Source organism: Nocardioides sp. 503 (assembly GCF_004522095.1).
Taxonomy (GTDB): Bacteria; Actinomycetota; Actinomycetes; order Propionibacteriales; family Nocardioidaceae; genus Nocardioides.
In genome coordinates this window covers 1,143,599-1,159,395 of record NZ_SPUI01000003.1, presented here as the reverse complement: position 1 = coordinate 1,159,395, position 15,797 = coordinate 1,143,599, and the positions used below count along the sequence as shown (strand labels likewise).

At 73.9% G+C, this 15,797-nt stretch carries 19 protein-coding genes; 11 read left to right on the top strand and 8 right to left on the bottom strand.

What is annotated here, in order from left to right; all coding sequences use genetic code 11:
- Positions 1-17: 17 nt before the first annotated feature.
- Complete coding sequence (locus tag E4622_RS12675) at positions 18-932, bottom strand: SDR family NAD(P)-dependent oxidoreductase (RefSeq protein ID WP_134740520.1); 915 nt, start codon at positions 930-932, stop codon at positions 18-20.
- A 195-nt stretch (positions 933-1,127) separates the two neighbouring features.
- On the opposite strand from E4622_RS12675, the gene E4622_RS12670 reads away from it, so the two are divergent.
- Both E4622_RS12670 and E4622_RS12665 read left to right on the top strand, forming a co-directional pair.
- Positions 1,128-1,850 carry a VOC family protein gene (locus E4622_RS12670; protein WP_134740519.1) on the top strand — a complete coding sequence of 241 codons (723 nt, stop codon included), beginning with the start codon at positions 1,128-1,130 and terminating at the stop codon, positions 1,848-1,850.
- 59 nt (positions 1,851-1,909) lie between these two features.
- Positions 1,910-2,581, top strand: coding sequence for an alpha/beta hydrolase (locus tag E4622_RS12665; RefSeq protein ID WP_134740813.1), 672 nt, complete (start codon positions 1,910-1,912; stop codon positions 2,579-2,581).
- A 9-nt stretch (positions 2,582-2,590) separates the two neighbouring features.
- On the opposite strand, the gene E4622_RS12660 is transcribed toward E4622_RS12665, so the two are convergent.
- The 3 genes from E4622_RS12660 to E4622_RS12650 form a co-directional block, all read right to left on the bottom strand.
- Positions 2,591-2,968 (bottom strand): hypothetical protein, encoded by a 378-nt coding sequence (locus tag E4622_RS12660; protein WP_134740518.1) that lies wholly within the window; start codon positions 2,966-2,968, stop codon positions 2,591-2,593.
- A gap of 85 nt (positions 2,969-3,053) precedes the next feature.
- Positions 3,054-3,575 (bottom strand): TIGR03086 family metal-binding protein, encoded by a 522-nt coding sequence (locus E4622_RS12655; RefSeq protein WP_134740517.1) that lies wholly within the window; start codon positions 3,573-3,575, stop codon positions 3,054-3,056.
- Positions 3,572-4,378 (bottom strand): SRPBCC domain-containing protein, encoded by an 807-nt coding sequence (locus tag E4622_RS12650; RefSeq protein WP_134740516.1) that lies wholly within the window; start codon positions 4,376-4,378, stop codon positions 3,572-3,574. Before E4622_RS12650 ends, E4622_RS12655 begins: the two co-directional genes overlap by 4 nt.
- Before the next feature lie 69 nt (positions 4,379-4,447).
- On the opposite strand from E4622_RS12650, the gene E4622_RS12645 reads away from it, so the two are divergent.
- The 4 genes from E4622_RS12645 (at position 4,448) to E4622_RS12630 (ending at position 7,889) form a co-directional block, all read left to right on the top strand.
- Positions 4,448-5,440, top strand: a complete 993-nt coding sequence (locus E4622_RS12645) for a saccharopine dehydrogenase NADP-binding domain-containing protein (RefSeq protein ID WP_134740515.1) — start codon at positions 4,448-4,450, stop codon at positions 5,438-5,440.
- 10 nt (positions 5,441-5,450) lie between these two features.
- A complete protein-coding gene (locus E4622_RS12640) occupies positions 5,451-6,335 on the top strand; it encodes an aldo/keto reductase (protein WP_209021897.1) in 885 nt (294 codons plus the stop codon).
- A 66-nt stretch (positions 6,336-6,401) separates the two neighbouring features.
- The gene (locus E4622_RS12635) at positions 6,402-6,824 is read left to right on the top strand and encodes an MmcQ/YjbR family DNA-binding protein (RefSeq protein ID WP_134740514.1); all 423 of its coding nucleotides are present in this window, start codon (positions 6,402-6,404) and stop codon (positions 6,822-6,824) included.
- Between the two features lie 564 nt (positions 6,825-7,388).
- The gene (locus tag E4622_RS12630; RefSeq protein WP_134740513.1) at positions 7,389-7,889 is read left to right on the top strand and encodes a hypothetical protein; all 501 of its coding nucleotides are present in this window, start codon (positions 7,389-7,391) and stop codon (positions 7,887-7,889) included.
- Here E4622_RS12630 and E4622_RS12625 read toward each other — a convergent pair.
- On the bottom strand, positions 7,873-8,154 hold the full coding sequence (locus tag E4622_RS12625; protein ID WP_134740512.1) for a DUF427 domain-containing protein: 282 nt from the start codon (positions 8,152-8,154) through the stop codon (positions 7,873-7,875). The two genes, E4622_RS12630 and E4622_RS12625, sit on opposite strands and share 17 nt — an antisense overlap.
- Positions 8,155-8,278: 124 nt before the next feature.
- Here E4622_RS12625 and E4622_RS12620 point away from each other — a divergent pair, with 124 nt between their 5' ends.
- From E4622_RS12620 to E4622_RS12600, 5 genes are all read left to right on the top strand, one after another.
- Positions 8,279-9,583, top strand: a complete 1,305-nt coding sequence (locus E4622_RS12620) for a cytochrome P450 (protein WP_134740511.1) — start codon at positions 8,279-8,281, stop codon at positions 9,581-9,583.
- 91 nt (positions 9,584-9,674) lie between these two features.
- Positions 9,675-10,025, top strand: coding sequence for a DUF1801 domain-containing protein (locus E4622_RS12615; RefSeq protein WP_134740510.1), 351 nt, complete (start codon positions 9,675-9,677; stop codon positions 10,023-10,025).
- Positions 10,026-10,107: 82 nt separating this feature from the next.
- Entirely contained in the window at positions 10,108-10,983 is an 876-nt protein-coding gene (locus tag E4622_RS12610) for a carbohydrate kinase family protein (RefSeq protein ID WP_134740509.1), read from the top strand.
- Positions 10,980-11,894, top strand: coding sequence for a pseudouridine-5'-phosphate glycosidase (locus tag E4622_RS12605; protein ID WP_134740508.1), 915 nt, complete (start codon positions 10,980-10,982; stop codon positions 11,892-11,894). Before E4622_RS12610 ends, E4622_RS12605 begins: the two co-directional genes overlap by 4 nt.
- Before the next feature lie 24 nt (positions 11,895-11,918).
- Positions 11,919-13,619: a DUF429 domain-containing protein gene (locus E4622_RS12600; RefSeq protein WP_134740507.1), complete on the top strand. Its 1,701-nt coding sequence runs from the start codon at positions 11,919-11,921 to the stop codon at positions 13,617-13,619.
- A gap of 73 nt (positions 13,620-13,692) precedes the next feature.
- Here E4622_RS12600 and E4622_RS12595 read toward each other — a convergent pair whose 3' ends face one another.
- From E4622_RS12595 to E4622_RS12585, 3 genes are all read right to left on the bottom strand, one after another.
- Entirely contained in the window at positions 13,693-14,097 is a 405-nt protein-coding gene (locus E4622_RS12595; RefSeq protein WP_134740506.1) for a hypothetical protein, read from the bottom strand.
- 75 nt (positions 14,098-14,172) lie between these two features.
- A complete protein-coding gene (locus tag E4622_RS12590) occupies positions 14,173-14,637 on the bottom strand; it encodes a group II truncated hemoglobin (protein WP_134740505.1) in 465 nt (154 codons plus the stop codon).
- Between the two features lie 127 nt (positions 14,638-14,764).
- The gene (locus E4622_RS12585; protein WP_134740504.1) at positions 14,765-15,757 is read right to left on the bottom strand and encodes a TIGR03557 family F420-dependent LLM class oxidoreductase; all 993 of its coding nucleotides are present in this window, start codon (positions 15,755-15,757) and stop codon (positions 14,765-14,767) included.
- Positions 15,758-15,797 lie beyond the last annotated feature (40 nt).

Below are 15,797 nucleotides of genomic sequence, written 5' to 3'. Positions count from 1 at the left end.
CGGGCGCGCGGCAGACCTCAGCCGAGCAGAGCCAGCGAGAGCTCCCAGAGCCGGTCGGCGTTGCCCGCGTCGAGCGCGTACGGCGCCACGCCGGTCAGGTCCGGACCGCGTCGCGTCACCACGGCCGCCTCGTTGTTGTCCTCCAGGTAGCGACCGCCGACGCCCTCGAGGAGCGGGGACGTGGCGGCGAGCAGGGTCGTGGAGGCACCCTGCTCGGGGGTCTTGCGCCGTTCGACCGGCGTGCGGAGACCACCGGTGTGTCGCTGCAGGTTGGTCGCGATCGCGCCCGGCATCACGGCGTTGGCGGTGATGCCGTCGGCCGCCCACCGGCGGGTCGCGCCCACGGCGAACAGGGTCGACGCAGTCTTGGACTGCCCGTAGGCGACGACCGGGTCGTAGGGGGTGAAGTCGAAGTGCGGGTCGTCGAAGAGGACCGGGGAGAAGAGGTGGCCGCTCGAGCTCACCGAGACCACGCGGGCCGCACCGGCGGCGGCGAGGGCGGCGTGTAGACCGAGCGCCAGCTCGAAGTGCCCCAGGTGGTTGGTCGCGAGCTGCATCTCCCAGCCGTCGGCGGTGCGCCGCAGCTCGGGCAGCGCCATGACGCCCGCGTTGTTCACCAGGACGTCGAGCGGACCTGCCCACGACGCGGTGAAGTCGTGGATCGTGCCGCGGTCGGCCAGGTCGAGGTGGGCGACCGCGAGCCGGTCGTTGCCGGTCGTGCGGGTGATCGCGTCGGCCACGTCCTGACCGGCACCCGTGTCGCGCACGGCCAGGGTGACCTCGGCGCCCAGGGCGGCGAACGCGCGGACGGTCTCGATGCCGATGCCCGACGCGCCGCCGGTGACGACGACCCGCCTGCCGGTCAGGTCGACGCCGGCCGTCACGTCGGTCGTGGTGGAGGTGAACCCGAACGGGGTGGTGATGCGGTCCATGGTCTGGCCTTTCGTGGAGGGTGACCCGCAGCGGCCGGCGGCCGGAGCGGTGTCGTCCGTCCCAACGTCGGCCGTGGCCCGCCTCCGTCCCGTTCGTGGTCGCCCGGTGCTGCCTAGGAACGCCAGGTCCACCCTGGGACGCCGGTGCGCCGGCAACCGCTCGCCGTCGACCGGGTCCGGACCTAGGCTGGATCCGTGTACCTGGAGAACCTCGTCTTCGACGCGCGCGACCCGTGGACCCTCGGACGCTTCTGGGAGGCCGCGCTCGGCACCGAGACCCTGACCGACGACCCCGGGGGCTACGAGACCCGGCTGGCGGTGCCCGACGGGCCCGACCTCGACCTGTGCTTCCAGCCGGTCGCGCAGCCGGCGCACGGCCCCCGGCGGCTGCACCTGGACCTGCGGGGCGGGGCCGAGCAGCAGCAGGTGGTCGACCGGCTCCTCGAGCTCGGGGCCACCCGCGCCGACATCGGGCAGGGCGACGTGCCGTGGGTGGTGCTGGCCGACCCCGAGGGCAACGCGTTCTGCGTGATGGAGGAGCGCGCGGCGTACGTCGGCACCGGGCCGGTCGCGGCGTTGGTGCTGTGGTCGGCGGACCCCGAGCGCGACCGCGACTTCTGGCAGTGGCTCAGCGGCTGGGAGCCCGTCGACGAGGGGGGCGTGCTGGCGCTGCGGCACCCGTCGGGACGCGGGCCGCTGCTCGAGCTGGTGCCCGAGGACGAGCCGAAGCGCGGGTCGACGAAGAACCACCTCCACCTCGACCTCCGGCTCGAGCCCGGCGACGACGAGCCCGAGACGGTGGCGCAGTCGATCCTCGCCCGCGGCGGGCAGGAGCTGCCCGACAACCCCGAGGTGCCGTGGCGCACCTACCTCGACCCGTCGGGCAACGAGCTCTGCGTGCTGCCCGCGCGCGGCTGACCGGCTGACCGGCGGACCGACCGGCGATGACTCCGGGCGCCCGCGGGCGTCTGACCAGCATGACGACGTACGCGCTGGTCCACGGCTCCGGCGACGGCGGCTGGGCCTGGCACCTGGTCCAGCGGGCCCTGCGCGAGCGCGGCCACGAGGCGGTCGCGCCGGACCTGCCCACCGACCGCGACGACGCGACCTGGGACGACTGCGTCGACACGGTCGCCGAAGCGGTCGAGGACGTCGGGGACGCCTCGGACCTGGTGGTCGTGGGGCACTCGGCCGGCGGCTTCGTCGCCCCGCTGGTCGCGGAGCGGCTCGGCGCACGGCTGACCGTGTACGTCGCCGGCATGGTGCCGAGGCCCGGGGAGAGCGCCGGCGAGTGGTTCGACGCCGTGGGGTGGCACGGCGAGATGGCGGACCCGGATCCCGTGCGGGCGTTCTACGAGGACGTCCCGCCGGAGCTCGTCGCGCAGGCCACGGCCCGCGAGCGACCGACCAGCGCGCGGCTGGGCGCGGCGCCCTGGCCGATGGCGAGCCTGCCGTCCGGGCCGGCGCGCTACGTGGTCACCACGCGGGACCGCTTCCTCCCCGAGGCCGTCCAGCGCCGGGTGGCCGTCGAGCGCCTGGGCATCGACCGGCCCGACGCGATCGCGACCGGGCACTGCCCGCACCTGAGCCGGCCCGAGGAGCTGGCCGGGCTGCTCGCGCGGCTCGTCCGCACCGAGAGCCCCGGCTGAGGGCGGACGTCAGGCAGCGCGCCGACCGTGCTCCCGCCAGGCCGTCAGCTCGGCGACCGCGCCGGCGGCAGCCGAGAGCAGGGCGGTCGTCACGATCAGCGAGCCTCCCGGGCCGAGGTCACGCTGGGTGCCGACAGAGAGGGCGGTCAGGAGACCCACGAGGAGCTGCGCGACGCTCGGCGCGTGGGCGCCCGCCGTCGCGAGGGCACCCCAGAGCAGCACGACGAACAGCAGGAGGACCGCCATCGTCGTGCTGACGGACTTGCTGCTCAGGTCGGCCGACCACAACCCCTCACCGCCGTCATCGCCGAACGGCAGGCAGGTGCCGAGGGCGAGGACGCCGAGCAGCACGGCGTCGAGCGTGGCGAAGCGGGACCAGGCGCTCATCGCGTCACCTCCGGGTCGACCCGTCCCGGGGCCGGTCGGCACCAGGCTTGTGTCCACGCCGGGCGAGGACAAAACCTGGGCGCGGTCACGCCGGCGGCGTACGCCCGAGGAAGGCCACGAGCCGGTCGGAGGCCGGCGCGTCGTGAGGTACGGCGAGCGGTGCGGCGAAGCGGTCGCCTCGCGCCTCGCCGACGAGCACCGGCTCCACCAGGGACAGGACGTGGGCGGCGAGCGTGTCGGGAAGGCGGTGGGCCGGGTCGAGGGCGACGCCGACGTCCCAGCCGTGCACCGTCAGCTCGACCAGCGTCGGCAGCAGCGCACCGGCGGCCCGCTCGGGGTTGGCCGCGGCCAGGGCGGAGTCCATCGCGGCCAGCCGCTCCCGCGCGACGCCCACCGGGTCGTCCACCTCACGGCGCGAGGCCTCGGTGAACGTCAGCTCGCCCGTCTCCAGGAGCCGGGTGACCGCGTCGGCGCTGTCGGCCAGGTGGAGGACGACGCGGCCGACGTCCCAGCCGGCGCACGGCGTCGCCCGTCCGAGGTCCTCGGGGCCGACCCGGTCCAGCACCCGACGTACGTGGTCGCGGGCCAGGTCGAGCTCGTCGCTCATGCGTGCGCCGCCGGTGCCGCCGACGGGACCGCCCACGGGTCGGTGGGCAGGACGTCGCCGGTCTCGAGCAGCGACTTGAGGTTCGCGAGGACGGCCGGCCAGCCGCTCGAGATGCCCTGGAGCATCTCGGGATTGGGGAGGTTCTCGTGGGTGACGGTGAGCCGGACGATGTCCTCGTGCGGCTCCACCAGGAACGTCACCACCGACGGCCCGTGCTCGCGCACCTCGTCGGAGTCCTCGAAGGTGACGACCAGGCGTGTCGGCGGCTCGGCCTCCAGCACGGTGCCGACCACGTCGACGGCCTCCGAGCCGTCGGTGCGGCGGTGCTCCCAGGTGGACCCCGGCTGCCAGTCGGAGACGTTGGCGTGAGCCCAGTAGCGCGCGGTGGTGTCCGCGTCGGTGAGGGCGTGCCACACGGCCCCGCTGGTGGCGCGGATGTAGGTGACGTAGACGTAGGTCGGGATCGGGCTGGTCATGGACTGCTCCTCTGCTCGGGTCTTGATGGCGCTGATCGCGGCCAGCCGCGGAGCGGCGTACGCCGCGACCCACCGCTCGCCGATGTCGTGGATCGGGACGGGGTTCAGGTAGTGCAGGCGCTCTCGGCCGCGGCGCACGACGGTCACGAGGCCGACGCGCACCAGCTGGTCGAGGTGCTGGGTGGCCGACTGGCGCGACATGTCGAGGCTGCCGCAGAGCTCGCCCAGGGCCTGGCCGTCGCGCACCCGGAGCCGGTCGAGCAGCAGCCGCCGGGTGGGATCGGCGAGAGCCTTGAACACCTCGTCCAACCTGGCGTCGTCGCTCATGGATGCATCCTGCAGGTAAATACCTGCATATGGCAAGGGTCCGTCGGTGGCCTCCGGTAGACATCGGTCATGACGAACGACGGATCGCGGCCCGTGCTGGTCTACGGCGCCACCGGCCACACCGGGCAGGCGGTCGTGGGGGCCCTGACCGAGCGCGGCCTGGTGGCCGTGCTGGCCGGCCGTGACCCCGACCGGCTCGGCGCCCTCGCGGGTGAGCTCGGCGTGGAGTCCCGGGCGTTCGGCGTCGACGCGGTGCCCGACCTGGCCGGGGTCGGGCTGGTGGTCAACTGCGCGGGTCCCTTCGCCGACACGGCGCTGCCCCTGGCCCGCGCCGCCCTGGCGGCCGGCGCCCACTACGTCGACATCGCGGCCGAGCAGCCCAGCACGCTCGCGCTGCTGCACTCGTGGGCCGGGCGGGCGGAGCGCGCCGGGGTCGTGGTGATGCCCGGCGTCGGGTTCTTCGGCGCCCTGGGCGACCTGGTGCTCACCTCCCTGGTCGGCCAGGCCGACGACGGCGCCCCCTGGGACCGCGTCGACGTCGAGGTCGAGCTGGCCGGCTGGCACCCCACCGACGGCACCCTCGCCACCGGCGACCGCAACCCCGGCGACCGCCTCCGCCTGCACGAGGGGCTGCTGGTGACGACCCCGGCCACGACCGCGCCGGGTCGCGTCGAGCTCCGGCTGTCCGAGCATCTGCTCGTCCCGCGCCACCTGCCGGTGCGCACCCTGCAGACCACCGTCAACGCCTCCGCGATCGAGGACCTCGAGGCGGCTCGCGACCTGACGCCCGACGAGAGGCTGCGCGCCCGGGAGGCGGGCGACCCCTACTCCGTGCGCGTCATCGCCCGCCGCGGCGACGAGGAGCGCACGGCCGAGGTCGCGGGCGAGGACTTCTACGCCGTCACCGGGCCACTGGTGGCCGAGGTGGCGCTCGCCCTGCTGTCCGGCGGACTCCCGCCCGGCGCCCGCGCCCCCGGCGAGCTGCCCGACCCGGCCGGCCTGCTGGGCCGTCTCCCGCTGTCGCGGGTGAAGCCGTCGGCGACGTTCGGGCCCGTTCCGTAGGGTCGGAGGGGTGCAGACACGACACCTCGGAACCCAGACCACCGGACCCCTCGAGGTCGGCGCCATCGGCCTCGGCCTCATGACCTTCGACCAGAGCGGCACCCAGCCGCGCGAGCAGCTCGCCGCCACCGTGCGCGCGGCCCTCGACGCGGGCGTGACCCTCTTCGACACCGCCGACGCCTACGGCAACGGCGACGAGCTCGGCGCGGGCGCCCAGGGCGCCAACGAACGGCTCATCGCCGGCCTGCTGGACGAGCTCGGCGTCCGTGACCACGTCGTCCTGGCCACCAAGGGCGGACACGTCCGCACCGACGGCGGCGGCTGGGACACCGACAGCTCCGCCGCCCACCTCCACGAGGCCGTCGACGCGAGCCTCGAGCGGCTCGGCGTGGAGCAGATCGCCCTGTGGCAGCACCACCGGCCCGACCCGAAGGTCCCCTACGAGGAGGTCATCGGCACGCTCAAGGAGATCGCCGACTCCGGCAAGGTCCGCTGGGTCGGGCTGTCCAACGCCGACCCGGAGCAGATCCGTGCGGCGCACGCCGTCCTCGGTGACGCGCTGGCGAGCGTGCAGAACCAGTTCTCCCCGGCCTTCCGCAGCAGCCGTCCCGAGATCGACGTCTGCGAGGAGCTCGGCCTGGCCTTCCTGCCCTGGAGCCCGCTGGGCGGCCTGGGTGACGCCAAGGAGCTGGCCGACAAGCACCCCGCCTTCGCCGAGATCGCCCAGGCCCACGGCGTCAGCGCCCAGCAGGTGGCGCTGGCCTGGGAGCTCGCGCAGTCCCCGGTCGTGATCCCGATCCCCGGCGCCAAGCGTCCGCAGTCGATCACCGACTCCGCGGCCGCCGCCGACCTTCAGCTCACGCCCGAGGAGCTCGCCCGCCTCGACGCCGACTGACGCCGGTCCCCCCGCCGGCGACTCCGGTGCTTCCGGAGCGTCGGCGGGGAGGGCTACCGTCGCCGGATGAGCGAGTACGACGACGCGCTCGCCGCCGCGGTCCGGCGGCTCGGCGAGATCTGCCTCGCCCTCCCGGAGGCTCGCGAGGAGGACGCCTGGGTGGGCGTCCGGTGGCGGGTGCGACGGCGCACCTTCGCCCACGTGTGCCTGGTGCGTGACGGCCGGCCGGAGGGCTACGCCCGCGCCGCGGGCACCGACGGACCCGGGCTGGTGCTGGTGTTCCGCGCGGAGTCCGACGAGGCGGCGACGCTGGGGCACCTGGGTCCGCCGTACTTCCAGCCCGAGTGGTGGCCCACCGCCGCCGGCCTGCTCATCGACGAGGCGACCGACTGGGACGAGGTCGCCGAGCTGCTCACCGACAGCTACTGCGTCCAGGCGCCGCGGCGGCTGGTCGCCCTCGTCGACCGGCCCGGGGCCGACCGCGGCTGAGGCCCTTCACGGCCCTCCCGGCACGGCCTGTGGAGAGAGATCCCACGACGGCGCCGACCCGCGCATCCTGGGTCCATGGGAGCCAACAGCAGACGTCGACGCCAGGCCCGCGAGCGCCGGCGGCCACCGCAGGGACCGTCCCGGAGGCGTCCGCCACGGTCCACAGGACCGGCCGGTCCTCCGCGCGATCGGCCCACGAGCCCGCCTCTCGATCAGCCCACGTGGGACGACGAGCACATCTCGCGGGCATCGCTCCTGATCCTCGAGGCAGTGCTGGCGATCGTGGGCCGGAGGGTGGATGCCGACGGAGTGCACCGCCGCGCTCGAGCCGTGGTCGCCGGTCTGGGCGCGGCCCCGGCGCACGTCGTCACCCGAGCCGGAAACGCCGTGCTCACGCTCGTGGTGGCGAGGGCCGTCGACCGCGGTTGGCGAGACGAAGACCTCCTCGAGCTCCTGTGTCGTCGTGCTCCTGCGGGTCTGATCCGACTGGGCGAGGTCCTGGACCCGGTCGCGGAAGCGGACCCAGCCCTGCCGAGGCCCCCGCTGTCCGACGAGGTCGACGCGATGGCGGTGGTGCTGGAGGTGGCGGTGCTGCTCGCGTGCGTACCGGTCCTGACCGAGCCATCGGACGGGTCGGTGTCCCGCCTGCTCTGGATCGACCCGCCTCACGTCGACATCAAGGCCGAGCTCGTCTATGCCGTGGTCAGGTCTGTGGGTGGCCGTGTCGCTGAGGGGGAGACCCTCGGCTGCTGCGTGGCGGTCGGGGATCGGTCCGACCTCGACGTGGCCGAGCACCTCGCGTCGTCGCTGTTGGTGCAGGCGACCACGGCGCTGAGGTATCGCGGCGGCAACATCGCGCGGACCGCGTTGTTCGACCGGTCGTTCCTGGCGTCGTACTCCTACCGGATCGAGCAACGCCTGGGCCTCATGCCGGAGTCGTCCTCCGACGACGAACCGCTGCCCGAGGCCGACCCCGAGGGCTGGGTCGCGGGCCGCGCGGCGGCCGACGTGGCGCTGCTCGAGGCCCTGCCCGACCTGGGCGAGCGGGTCACTCGGAGACGGTGACGCCCTTCCAGAAGGCGACGCGGTCCTTGATCTCGGCGGCGGCCTCCGAGGGCGTGGGGTAGTACCACGCCGCGTCGGCGTTGACCAACCCGTCGACCTCGAGGCTGTAGTAGGAGGCGTCGCCCTTCCACGGGCAGTGGCTGTGGGTCTCCGACGGTCGCAGCACCGCGGCGTCCACCGCGTCGGCGGGGAAGTAGTGGTTGCCCTCGACGACGACGGTGTCGTCGCTCTCGGCGATGACCTGGTCGTTCCACATGGCTCGCATGCGTCCACGGTACGCCGGAGGTGGCGACCTGAGGCGGCGTGCGGGCCGCGCGACCGGGTCCCGGGGCACGCTCAGGGTCATGCCTGATGCACGGGCGGGCACACTTTCTGGTGAACTTGTGCCTATGGGGATACTCAGCACCGTCAAGCGCCGGGTGGCGACGCGTCTCCTGGCCCGGTCGACGCGCAACGGCATCGACCTGCGCAAGCTGCGGTTCCTGCCGGACTCGACGACCATGCCGCTCAAGCGCGACGTGCTCGACCCGCTGCCCGAGATGGCGCAGGTCCGCGCCGAGGCGCCGGTCAAGCGGATCGCCGAGATGTTCGGCAAGGGGATCTGGCTCGTCAGCGGCTACGACGAGGCGCGTGCGCTGCTCGCCGACGGCGCCGCGCTGTCCAACGACCTGGGGCAGTTCGTCTCCCAGGAGGGCCGCGACGACTCCGAGCAGATCGGCGGGCTCGGGATGACCGACCCGCCGGCCCACACCGCCCTGCGCCGCTACCTCACCCCCGAGTTCACCATGCGCCGCCTGGCCCGCCTGGAGCCGGTCATCGAGCGGATCGTCGCCGCCCGGCTCGACGCGATGGCCGAGCAGGGCCCCGACGTCGACCTGGTCGACCAGTTCGCGTTCCCGATCCCGTTCGAGGTGATCTGCGAGCTGCTCGACCTGCCCGTCGACGACCGCGCGCGCTTCCACTCCCTGGGCGCCGCCCGCTTCGACCTCTCGCAGGGGGGCGTCGGCGTGTTCGGCGCCGCGGCCCACACCCGGGAGTTCCTCATCGACTCCGTCGCCAAGCAGCGGCTGGACCCCGGTGACGGGTTGATCGGCGCGCTGCTGCGCGACCACGGCGACGAGCTGGACGACGTCACCCTGGGCGGCCTGGCCGACGGCGTCTTCCTCGGCGGCTACGAGACCTCGGCCAGCATGCTCGCCCTCGGCACCTACCTGCTCGCCCAGCACCCCGAGGCCATGGCCATCATGGCCGGCGACGACGCCGCGGCCGTCGACCGCGTCGTCGAGGAGCTGCTGCGCCACCTCACGGTGGTCCAGCTCGCGTTCGTGCGGTTCGCCCGCGAGGACATGGAGGTCGCGGGGGCGCACATCAAGGCCGGCGACGTGCTCGGCATCTCGCTGCTCGGCGCCAACCGCGACCCCGCCTTCGTCTCCGACCCGGACCGGTTCGACCCCCACCGCCCCACCTCGCGCCATCTCGCCTTCGGTCACGGCATCCACCGCTGCGTCGGCGCGGAGCTGGCGCGCATGGAGCTGCGCATCGCCCTGCGCGGCCTGTCCCGGCGCTTCCCCGACCTCGCGATCACCGCCGACCCCTCCGAGCTGGACTTCCGCAAGCTCTCCGCGGTCTACGGCGTCGAGGCCCTGCCGGTCCGCCTCTTCGACGACCAGGTCGCGTCCCTGCCCGCAGGCTGACCGCGCGGGTAGTCCCTGACGTTCGTGTCACGTTTCGGCGCCTGAACCGACACGAACGTCAGGGACTAACGCCGACGGCTAGCGTGCGGACATGGCCCAGAAGTACGCCGATGTGGACGCCTACCTCGCCGACCTCGACGAGCGCCCGGCCGCCGGGGTGCGGCAGCTGCGCAGGTGGGTGCACGAGGAGGTTCCGGGGCTGAGCGAGACGATCGCCTACAACATGCCGACCTTCCGGCGGGGCGAGGCGACGGTGCTGCACGTCGCGGGGTGGCGGCGGTTCGTGTCGGTCTACCCCGAGCCGCCCGCGCCGCCCGACGACCCGGGGCTGGTGCTGGACCTCGCGCCGTACTCCTCGGGCAAGGGCACGCTGCGCTTCCCGCTGGCCGGCCTCGACGAGCAGCTCGTACGGCGGACGCTGCGGGCCCTGGGGCGCGCCTGACGCCGCGGCGCGCCAGCCCGGCGCCGGGGACGGTCGAGGACCGCCGCCGACGGCCGCGCCCGCCGCCGGTAGCCTCACGCCCGTGACGGTGGTGGTGGTCGGGGGTGCCAACCTCGACCTGAAGGCGCGGACGACGGCCGTGGTGGTGCCCGGCACCAGCAACCCCGGGTCACTCGTGACCAGCCCCGGCGGCGTCGGACGCAACATCGCCGAGAACCTCGCCCGCCTCGGCACCCCGACCGCCCTCGTCGCGGCCGTGGGCCAGGACCTCTTCGGAGACGACCTGCTCGGCGCCACGGCAGCGGCCGGCGTCGACGTGTCCGCCGTACGCCGGGTGGCGGGCGCGACCGGCACCTACCTGGCCGTCCTGGAGCCCACCGGCGAGCTGTCGGTCGGCGTCTCCGACATGGCCGCCACCGCCACCCTCGGCCCCGAGCACCTCGACCCCGCGCTGCTCGCCGGCGCCGACCTGGTGGTCCTCGACGGCAACCTGCGCGCCGACACGCTGGCCGCCGCCTGGACGCTGGCGACCGAGGCGGGCGTGCGCGTCGTGCTCGACCCGGTGAGCGTCCCGAAGGCGGCCGCGCTGGCCCACCTCGTCGGCGAGCGGCCGCTGTGGTGCGTGACCCCCAACAGCGCCGAGCTGGCCGTGCTCGGCGGCAGCGCCCGGGCCCTGCACGACCGCGGCGTCGAGCTCGTCTGGGTGCGCCGCGGCGCCGAGGGCTCGGTGCTCAGCGGCCCCGACGGGGAGCTGGAGCTCGACACCGTGCCGGGACAGGTCGTCGACGTGACCGGCGCCGGCGACGCGATGCTGGCGGCGTTCTGCCACGCCCTGCTGGGCGGGTCCGCCCCGGGCGAGGCGGCGGCCTACGGGCACGCGGCGGCCGCGCTCACCGTGGCCTCCGGCGACACCGTGCGCGCCGACCTGACCGACGAGCTCGTGAGGAGCCGACTGTGACCCACCCCCTGCTGACCGTCACCGACGAGGTCGCCACGGCGCTCGAGGAGGGCCGTCCGGTGGTCGCGCTGGAGAGCACGATCATCAGCCACGGCATGCCCTACCCGCAGAACGTCGCGATGGCGGTCGAGGTCGAGGGCATCGTTCGTGAGTACGGCGCGGTCCCGGCCACGATCGCGGTGCTCGACGGCCGGCCGCGGATCGGGCTGTCGCCCGACGACCTCGAGCTGCTCGCGAGCCACCCCGAGGTGACCAAGGTGAGTGTGCGCGACCTGCCGTACGTCGTCGCCCGCGGCGTCCACGGCGCGACCACCGTCGCCTCGACGATGCGGCTGGCGGCGCTGGCCGGGATCCGGGTCTTCGTGACCGGCGGCCTGGGCGGCGTGCACCGCGGCGCGGAGACGTCCTTCGACGTCTCGGCCGACCTCACCGAGCTGGGCCAGACCGACGTCGCCGTCGTGTGCGCCGGGGTCAAGAGCATCCTCGACATCGGCCTGACCCTGGAGACGCTGGAGACCCTCGGCGTGCCGGTGCTCGGCTACGGCGCCGAGGAGTTCCCCTCCTTCTACTCCCGCGAGAGCGGCCACCGCGCCCCGATGCGCGTCGACACGCCCGCCGACGTCGTCGGCGTCATGCGCGCCAAGTGGGACCTCGGCCTGGGCGGCGGGATCGTCGTGGCCAACCCGATCCCGGCCGAGGACGAGATCCCGGCCGGGGAGATCGGGCTGATCATCGACCGCGCGCTGGCCGACATGGACTCGTTGGGCATCCACGGCAAGGACGCCACGCCGTACCTCCTGGGCCGCATCGTCGAGCTCACCGACGGCGCCAGCCTGACCGCCAACATCGCGCTGGTGCGCAGCAACGCCCGCCTCGGCGCCGACGTCGCGGTCGAGTTCGCGCGGGGGTAGCCGCGACTAGGGCAGGCTGACCCCGTGCACCACATCGGGATCGACCTCGCGTGGGGGGAGCGCCAGCCGACCGGGCTGGCCGTCCTCGACGACGACGCACGCCTGCTGATGATCCGTGCCGTGCGCACCGTCGACGAGATCGCCGACGCCCTGGCGCCGTACGTCGGCGGCGAGTGCCTGGTCGGCATCGACGCGCCGCTCATCGTCACCAACGCGACCGGCTCCCGGCCCGCCGAGCAGCAGCTCAGCAAGGACTTCCGGCGCTTCGAGGCCGGCACGCACCCCTCCAACACCACCAAGCCGGAGTTCGCCGGCGGCGAGACCCGCGGCGCGAAGGTGTGCCAGCGGCTCGGCCTCGACCTCAACCCCCGCTCGGGCCGGGCCCGCCGCGCCATCGAGGTCTACCCGCACCCGGCGACCGTGGTGCTGTTCGGGCTCACCAAGACGCTGAAGTACAAGGACAAGCGCGGCCGCGACCTGGAGCTGCTGCGCGGCGAGCTGCTCACGCTGATGGGCCACGTGCAGGACGTCGTGCAGACCGGCGCGGAGTGGGCCGCGCTGCGGGTCGCCGTCGAGACCGCGACCCGCAAGAGCGAGCTGCGGGTGGTCGAGGACCAGGTCGACGCGGTCGTGTGCGCCTACGTCGCCTACTTCCGCGAGCGCTGGCCCGAGCGCACCACGACGTACGGTGACCTCGAGACCGGCTACATCGTCACCCCTTCGCTGCCCGACGCGCGCGCCGCGACGCAGGAGTACGCCGCGCAGCAGCCCGCGCTCGTCGAGGCCGGCGCGCAGTTCGTCGCGCTGGTGACCTCGATCCTCGACGAGGCCGGCATCAACTACCTCTCGGTCACCGGTCGCACCAAGGGCGTGCAGTCCTTCGCCGCCAAGGCCGCGCGGATGGTCGACGGCAAGCCGGTCTTCCCCGACCCGCTGCGCGAGATCACCGACCAGATCGGCGTGCGCGTCATCACCTACGTGCACAGCGACGTCTCCGCGGTCGCCGAGCTCCTGGGCGACCAGGTGGTCGTCAAGGAGGACCGCGACATGGGGCAGGAGACGGCCAGCCAGGGCCGCTTCGGCTACGCCAGCCGCCACCTGCTGATCCAGCTCGACGCCGCGCGCGAGAGCGAGCGCGCCTACGCGGCGCTGCACGGCCGGGTCGCGCAGGTGCAGGTGCGCACGGTCCTGCAGCACGCGTGGGCGGAGTTCGAGCACGACATCCGCTACAAGGGCGACGTGCCCGACGAGCACGCCCGCGACCTCGACCGCCGCTTCACCCTGGCCGCCGGGCTGCTGGAGCTGGCCGACCAGGAGTTCTCCACGATCCGCGAGCGGCTGCGCTCGACCGGGGCGGGTGCGGCGGGTGCCGGCGGGCCCGGCCCGTCGGACGTCGTGGACGACCCGCGCATTGACCAGCGCGAGCTGGCGGCCTACCTCGCCGGGCAGTACGACGACGCCGGCTGGTCGCGCACCGACCACTACGCGTGGATCTCCGGGCTGCTGCTCGAGCTGGGCATCACCAGCCTCGAGGAGCTCAACGACACCCTGCGCGCGAGCCCCGGCGACCTCAACGCCCGCATGGACTACCGCTACCCGCCCGGGGCCGTCCGCCGCCTCGACGACGCCCTCCTGGCGACGTACGCCGACCGCTACGTCGACCTCCACGGCAACGCCCACCGCCGCGACGCCCTCCGCTCGAGGTTGGCCAAGCTCCGCGACTGAGGTCGTCCCCGCCGGGGTAGTCCCTGACGTTCGTGTCACTCCGGAGCCCGTTTCATGACACAAACGTCAGGGACTACCCCGGGAAGCGGGCCTCGAGCTCGGCGAAGAACGCGTCGGCGAGACGGCGGAAGGCGGCTGCGTCGAGGGTGATCTGGTCGCCCAGGGGGAGGCCGAGGACCGAGCGGTCGGCGGCGTACTTGATGGACTTCTCGCCGGTCAGCAGACCTTCGTGCTCGCGGAGGGAGGTGCACAGGAGGCGGACCTCGTTGAGCGGGTTGCCGTCCTTGCCCTCCTGGCCGCGGCTGCGGTGCAGGGCGTAGGTGTCCAGGGCGAGCACGAGCTGGCGCAGGTAGCCCGGCTCGAACGCCGCCCGGTCGGCGTCCGACAGCGGCAGCGCGTGGTAGTCGTCGAGGTGGCGGTGCACGGTGTCGCGGCAGGCGGCGACGTAGGCGGCGGGGTAGGAGCTCTGGCTCAGCATGGCGGGTCCTCTCGTAGGGGTGGGTCTACGGGGATGACGCGCCGGGCCCGGCAGGTGTGACCGGCAGGGTGACGGTCAGGGCTGGTACGGCGGCGCGACGCCCCAGCCCCAGCGCGGCACCGGCGCCTGCTCGACGACGTCGGTCGCGTCCTCGGCGGAGTTGTGCATGGCCAGGCGGGTGCCCCACTCGACGTACCCGACGAACGCCGCGCGGAACTCCGGGTCGCTCGGCAGGTCCGCGTCGTCGGCGGCCAGGCTCATCGTCGTCGCGAACCGCAGCCGCTGCTCGGCGGTGATCCCCAGGCCGCGGTGGTGGGCGAGCATGCGCTCGTAGCCGCCGTGCTCCGCGGTGTAGTCGGCCGGGCCGCCCATCACCTCGCCCCACCATGCGGCGACGTGCGCGCGGTGGTGCTCGGACACCCCTCCGGGGAAGAACGGGCTGAGCAGCTCGTCGGCCTCGACCCGGTCGTAGAAGCAGTCGATGAGCCTGCGGTACGCCGGCGCCCCGCCGGCCCACTCGAACAGCGTCGGCGTGGTCATGCCTCGGAGCGTACGACGGTCGGGGCCGCGCCGACAGGTGCATGTAACACGTCGTTATGACCTCTTCCACGTCGAAATATCAACGTGGAAGAGGTCATATCAACGTGTTACATGCAGATCGACCGACTCACGGAGCAGCGGCGCGCAGCTTCTCGAGGAGCGGGCCGGCGGCGTCGGAGAGGAAGGCGCGCTGGTGCTGGTCGCCGACCTGGACGAGGGCGGCGTCGGTGAAGCCGGCCTCCCAGTACGCCGACGCGGCCTCGACGATCGCGTCCAGGTCGGGGCCGCAGGGGATCGACTCGGCGACGTCGTCGGGCGTCACGAACTGGCTGGCGGCGGCGAAGCCGGCCGGGGTGGGCAGGTCGGCGTTGACGCTCCAGCCGCCGCCGAACCACCGGAACTGCTCGTGCGCCAGCTTCTTGGCCTCCTCGGCGTCGGGGCCCCAGCAGATCGGGATCTGCCCGATGGCCTTCGCGCTGCCGCCGCCGCCGATGCGCGGCGCGCCGTCGACGCCGTTCCAGGTCTCGACGAGCGAGGCGTCCGGCTCGACGGCGACCAGGTGGTCCGAGACCGGGGCGAAGGTGTTGATGGCGCGCTCGCCCGCGACGGCCAGGGCGAGCTCCACCGGGGTGTCGGGCAGGTCCCAGATGCGGGCGGAGTCGACGTCGAAGTGGTTGCCGCGGTAGTCCACGAGCTCGCCGGTGAAGAGCTCCCGGATGATCTCGACGGCCTCGACGAGCTTCTCCTGACGGGTCAGGATGCCCGGCCAGCCGCCGCCGACGACGTGCTCGTTGAGGCTCTCGCCCGAGCCGAGGCCCAGGGTGAAGCGCCCCTCCGACAGCAGCCCCAGCGTCGCGGCCTTCTGCGCGACGATCGCCGGGTGGTAGCGCTGCGTCGGGCACGTCACGTACGTCATCAGGCCCACGCGCGAGGTGGCCTGGGCGACCGCGCCCAGCACCGTCCAGGCGTACGGCGCATGGCCCTGCTCGGTCAGCCACGGCGAGAAGTGGTCGCTGGAGACCTCGAAGTCGAAGCCGACCTCCTCGGCGGCCACGGCGTACGAGACCAGCTCGCGCGGGCCGCTCTGCTCGGTCATGAGGGTGTAGCCGAAGTTCGTCATGGCAGGCCGTTACCCACTTCGGGTGAGGGCTACCGTCGGG

Coding starts and splice junctions, on each gene's coding strand:
- E4622_RS12595 (WP_134740506.1), bottom strand. CDS start 14,097: ATGCTGAGCCAGAGCTCCTACCCCGCCGCCTACGTCGCCGCCTGCCGC.
- E4622_RS12615 (WP_134740510.1), top strand. CDS start 9,675: ATGGCCCAGAAGTACGCCGATGTGGACGCCTACCTCGCCGACCTCGAC.
- E4622_RS12585 (WP_134740504.1), bottom strand. CDS start 15,757: ATGACGAACTTCGGCTACACCCTCATGACCGAGCAGAGCGGCCCGCGC.
- E4622_RS12645 (WP_134740515.1), top strand. CDS start 4,448: ATGACGAACGACGGATCGCGGCCCGTGCTGGTCTACGGCGCCACCGGC.
- E4622_RS12675 (WP_134740520.1), bottom strand. CDS start 932: ATGGACCGCATCACCACCCCGTTCGGGTTCACCTCCACCACGACCGAC.
- E4622_RS12665 (WP_134740813.1), top strand. CDS start 1,910: ATGACGACGTACGCGCTGGTCCACGGCTCCGGCGACGGCGGCTGGGCC.
- E4622_RS12635 (WP_134740514.1), top strand. CDS start 6,402: ATGAGCGAGTACGACGACGCGCTCGCCGCCGCGGTCCGGCGGCTCGGC.
- E4622_RS12655 (WP_134740517.1), bottom strand. CDS start 3,575: ATGAGCGACGAGCTCGACCTGGCCCGCGACCACGTACGTCGGGTGCTG.
- E4622_RS12590 (WP_134740505.1), bottom strand. CDS start 14,637: ATGACCACGCCGACGCTGTTCGAGTGGGCCGGCGGGGCGCCGGCGTAC.
- E4622_RS12620 (WP_134740511.1), top strand. CDS start 8,279: ATGGGGATACTCAGCACCGTCAAGCGCCGGGTGGCGACGCGTCTCCTG.
- E4622_RS12650 (WP_134740516.1), bottom strand. CDS start 4,378: ATGAGCGACGACGCCAGGTTGGACGAGGTGTTCAAGGCTCTCGCCGAT.
- E4622_RS12625 (WP_134740512.1), bottom strand. CDS start 8,154: ATGCGAGCCATGTGGAACGACCAGGTCATCGCCGAGAGCGACGACACC.
- E4622_RS12630 (WP_134740513.1), top strand. CDS start 7,389: ATGGCGGTGGTGCTGGAGGTGGCGGTGCTGCTCGCGTGCGTACCGGTC.
- E4622_RS12660 (WP_134740518.1), bottom strand. CDS start 2,968: ATGAGCGCCTGGTCCCGCTTCGCCACGCTCGACGCCGTGCTGCTCGGC.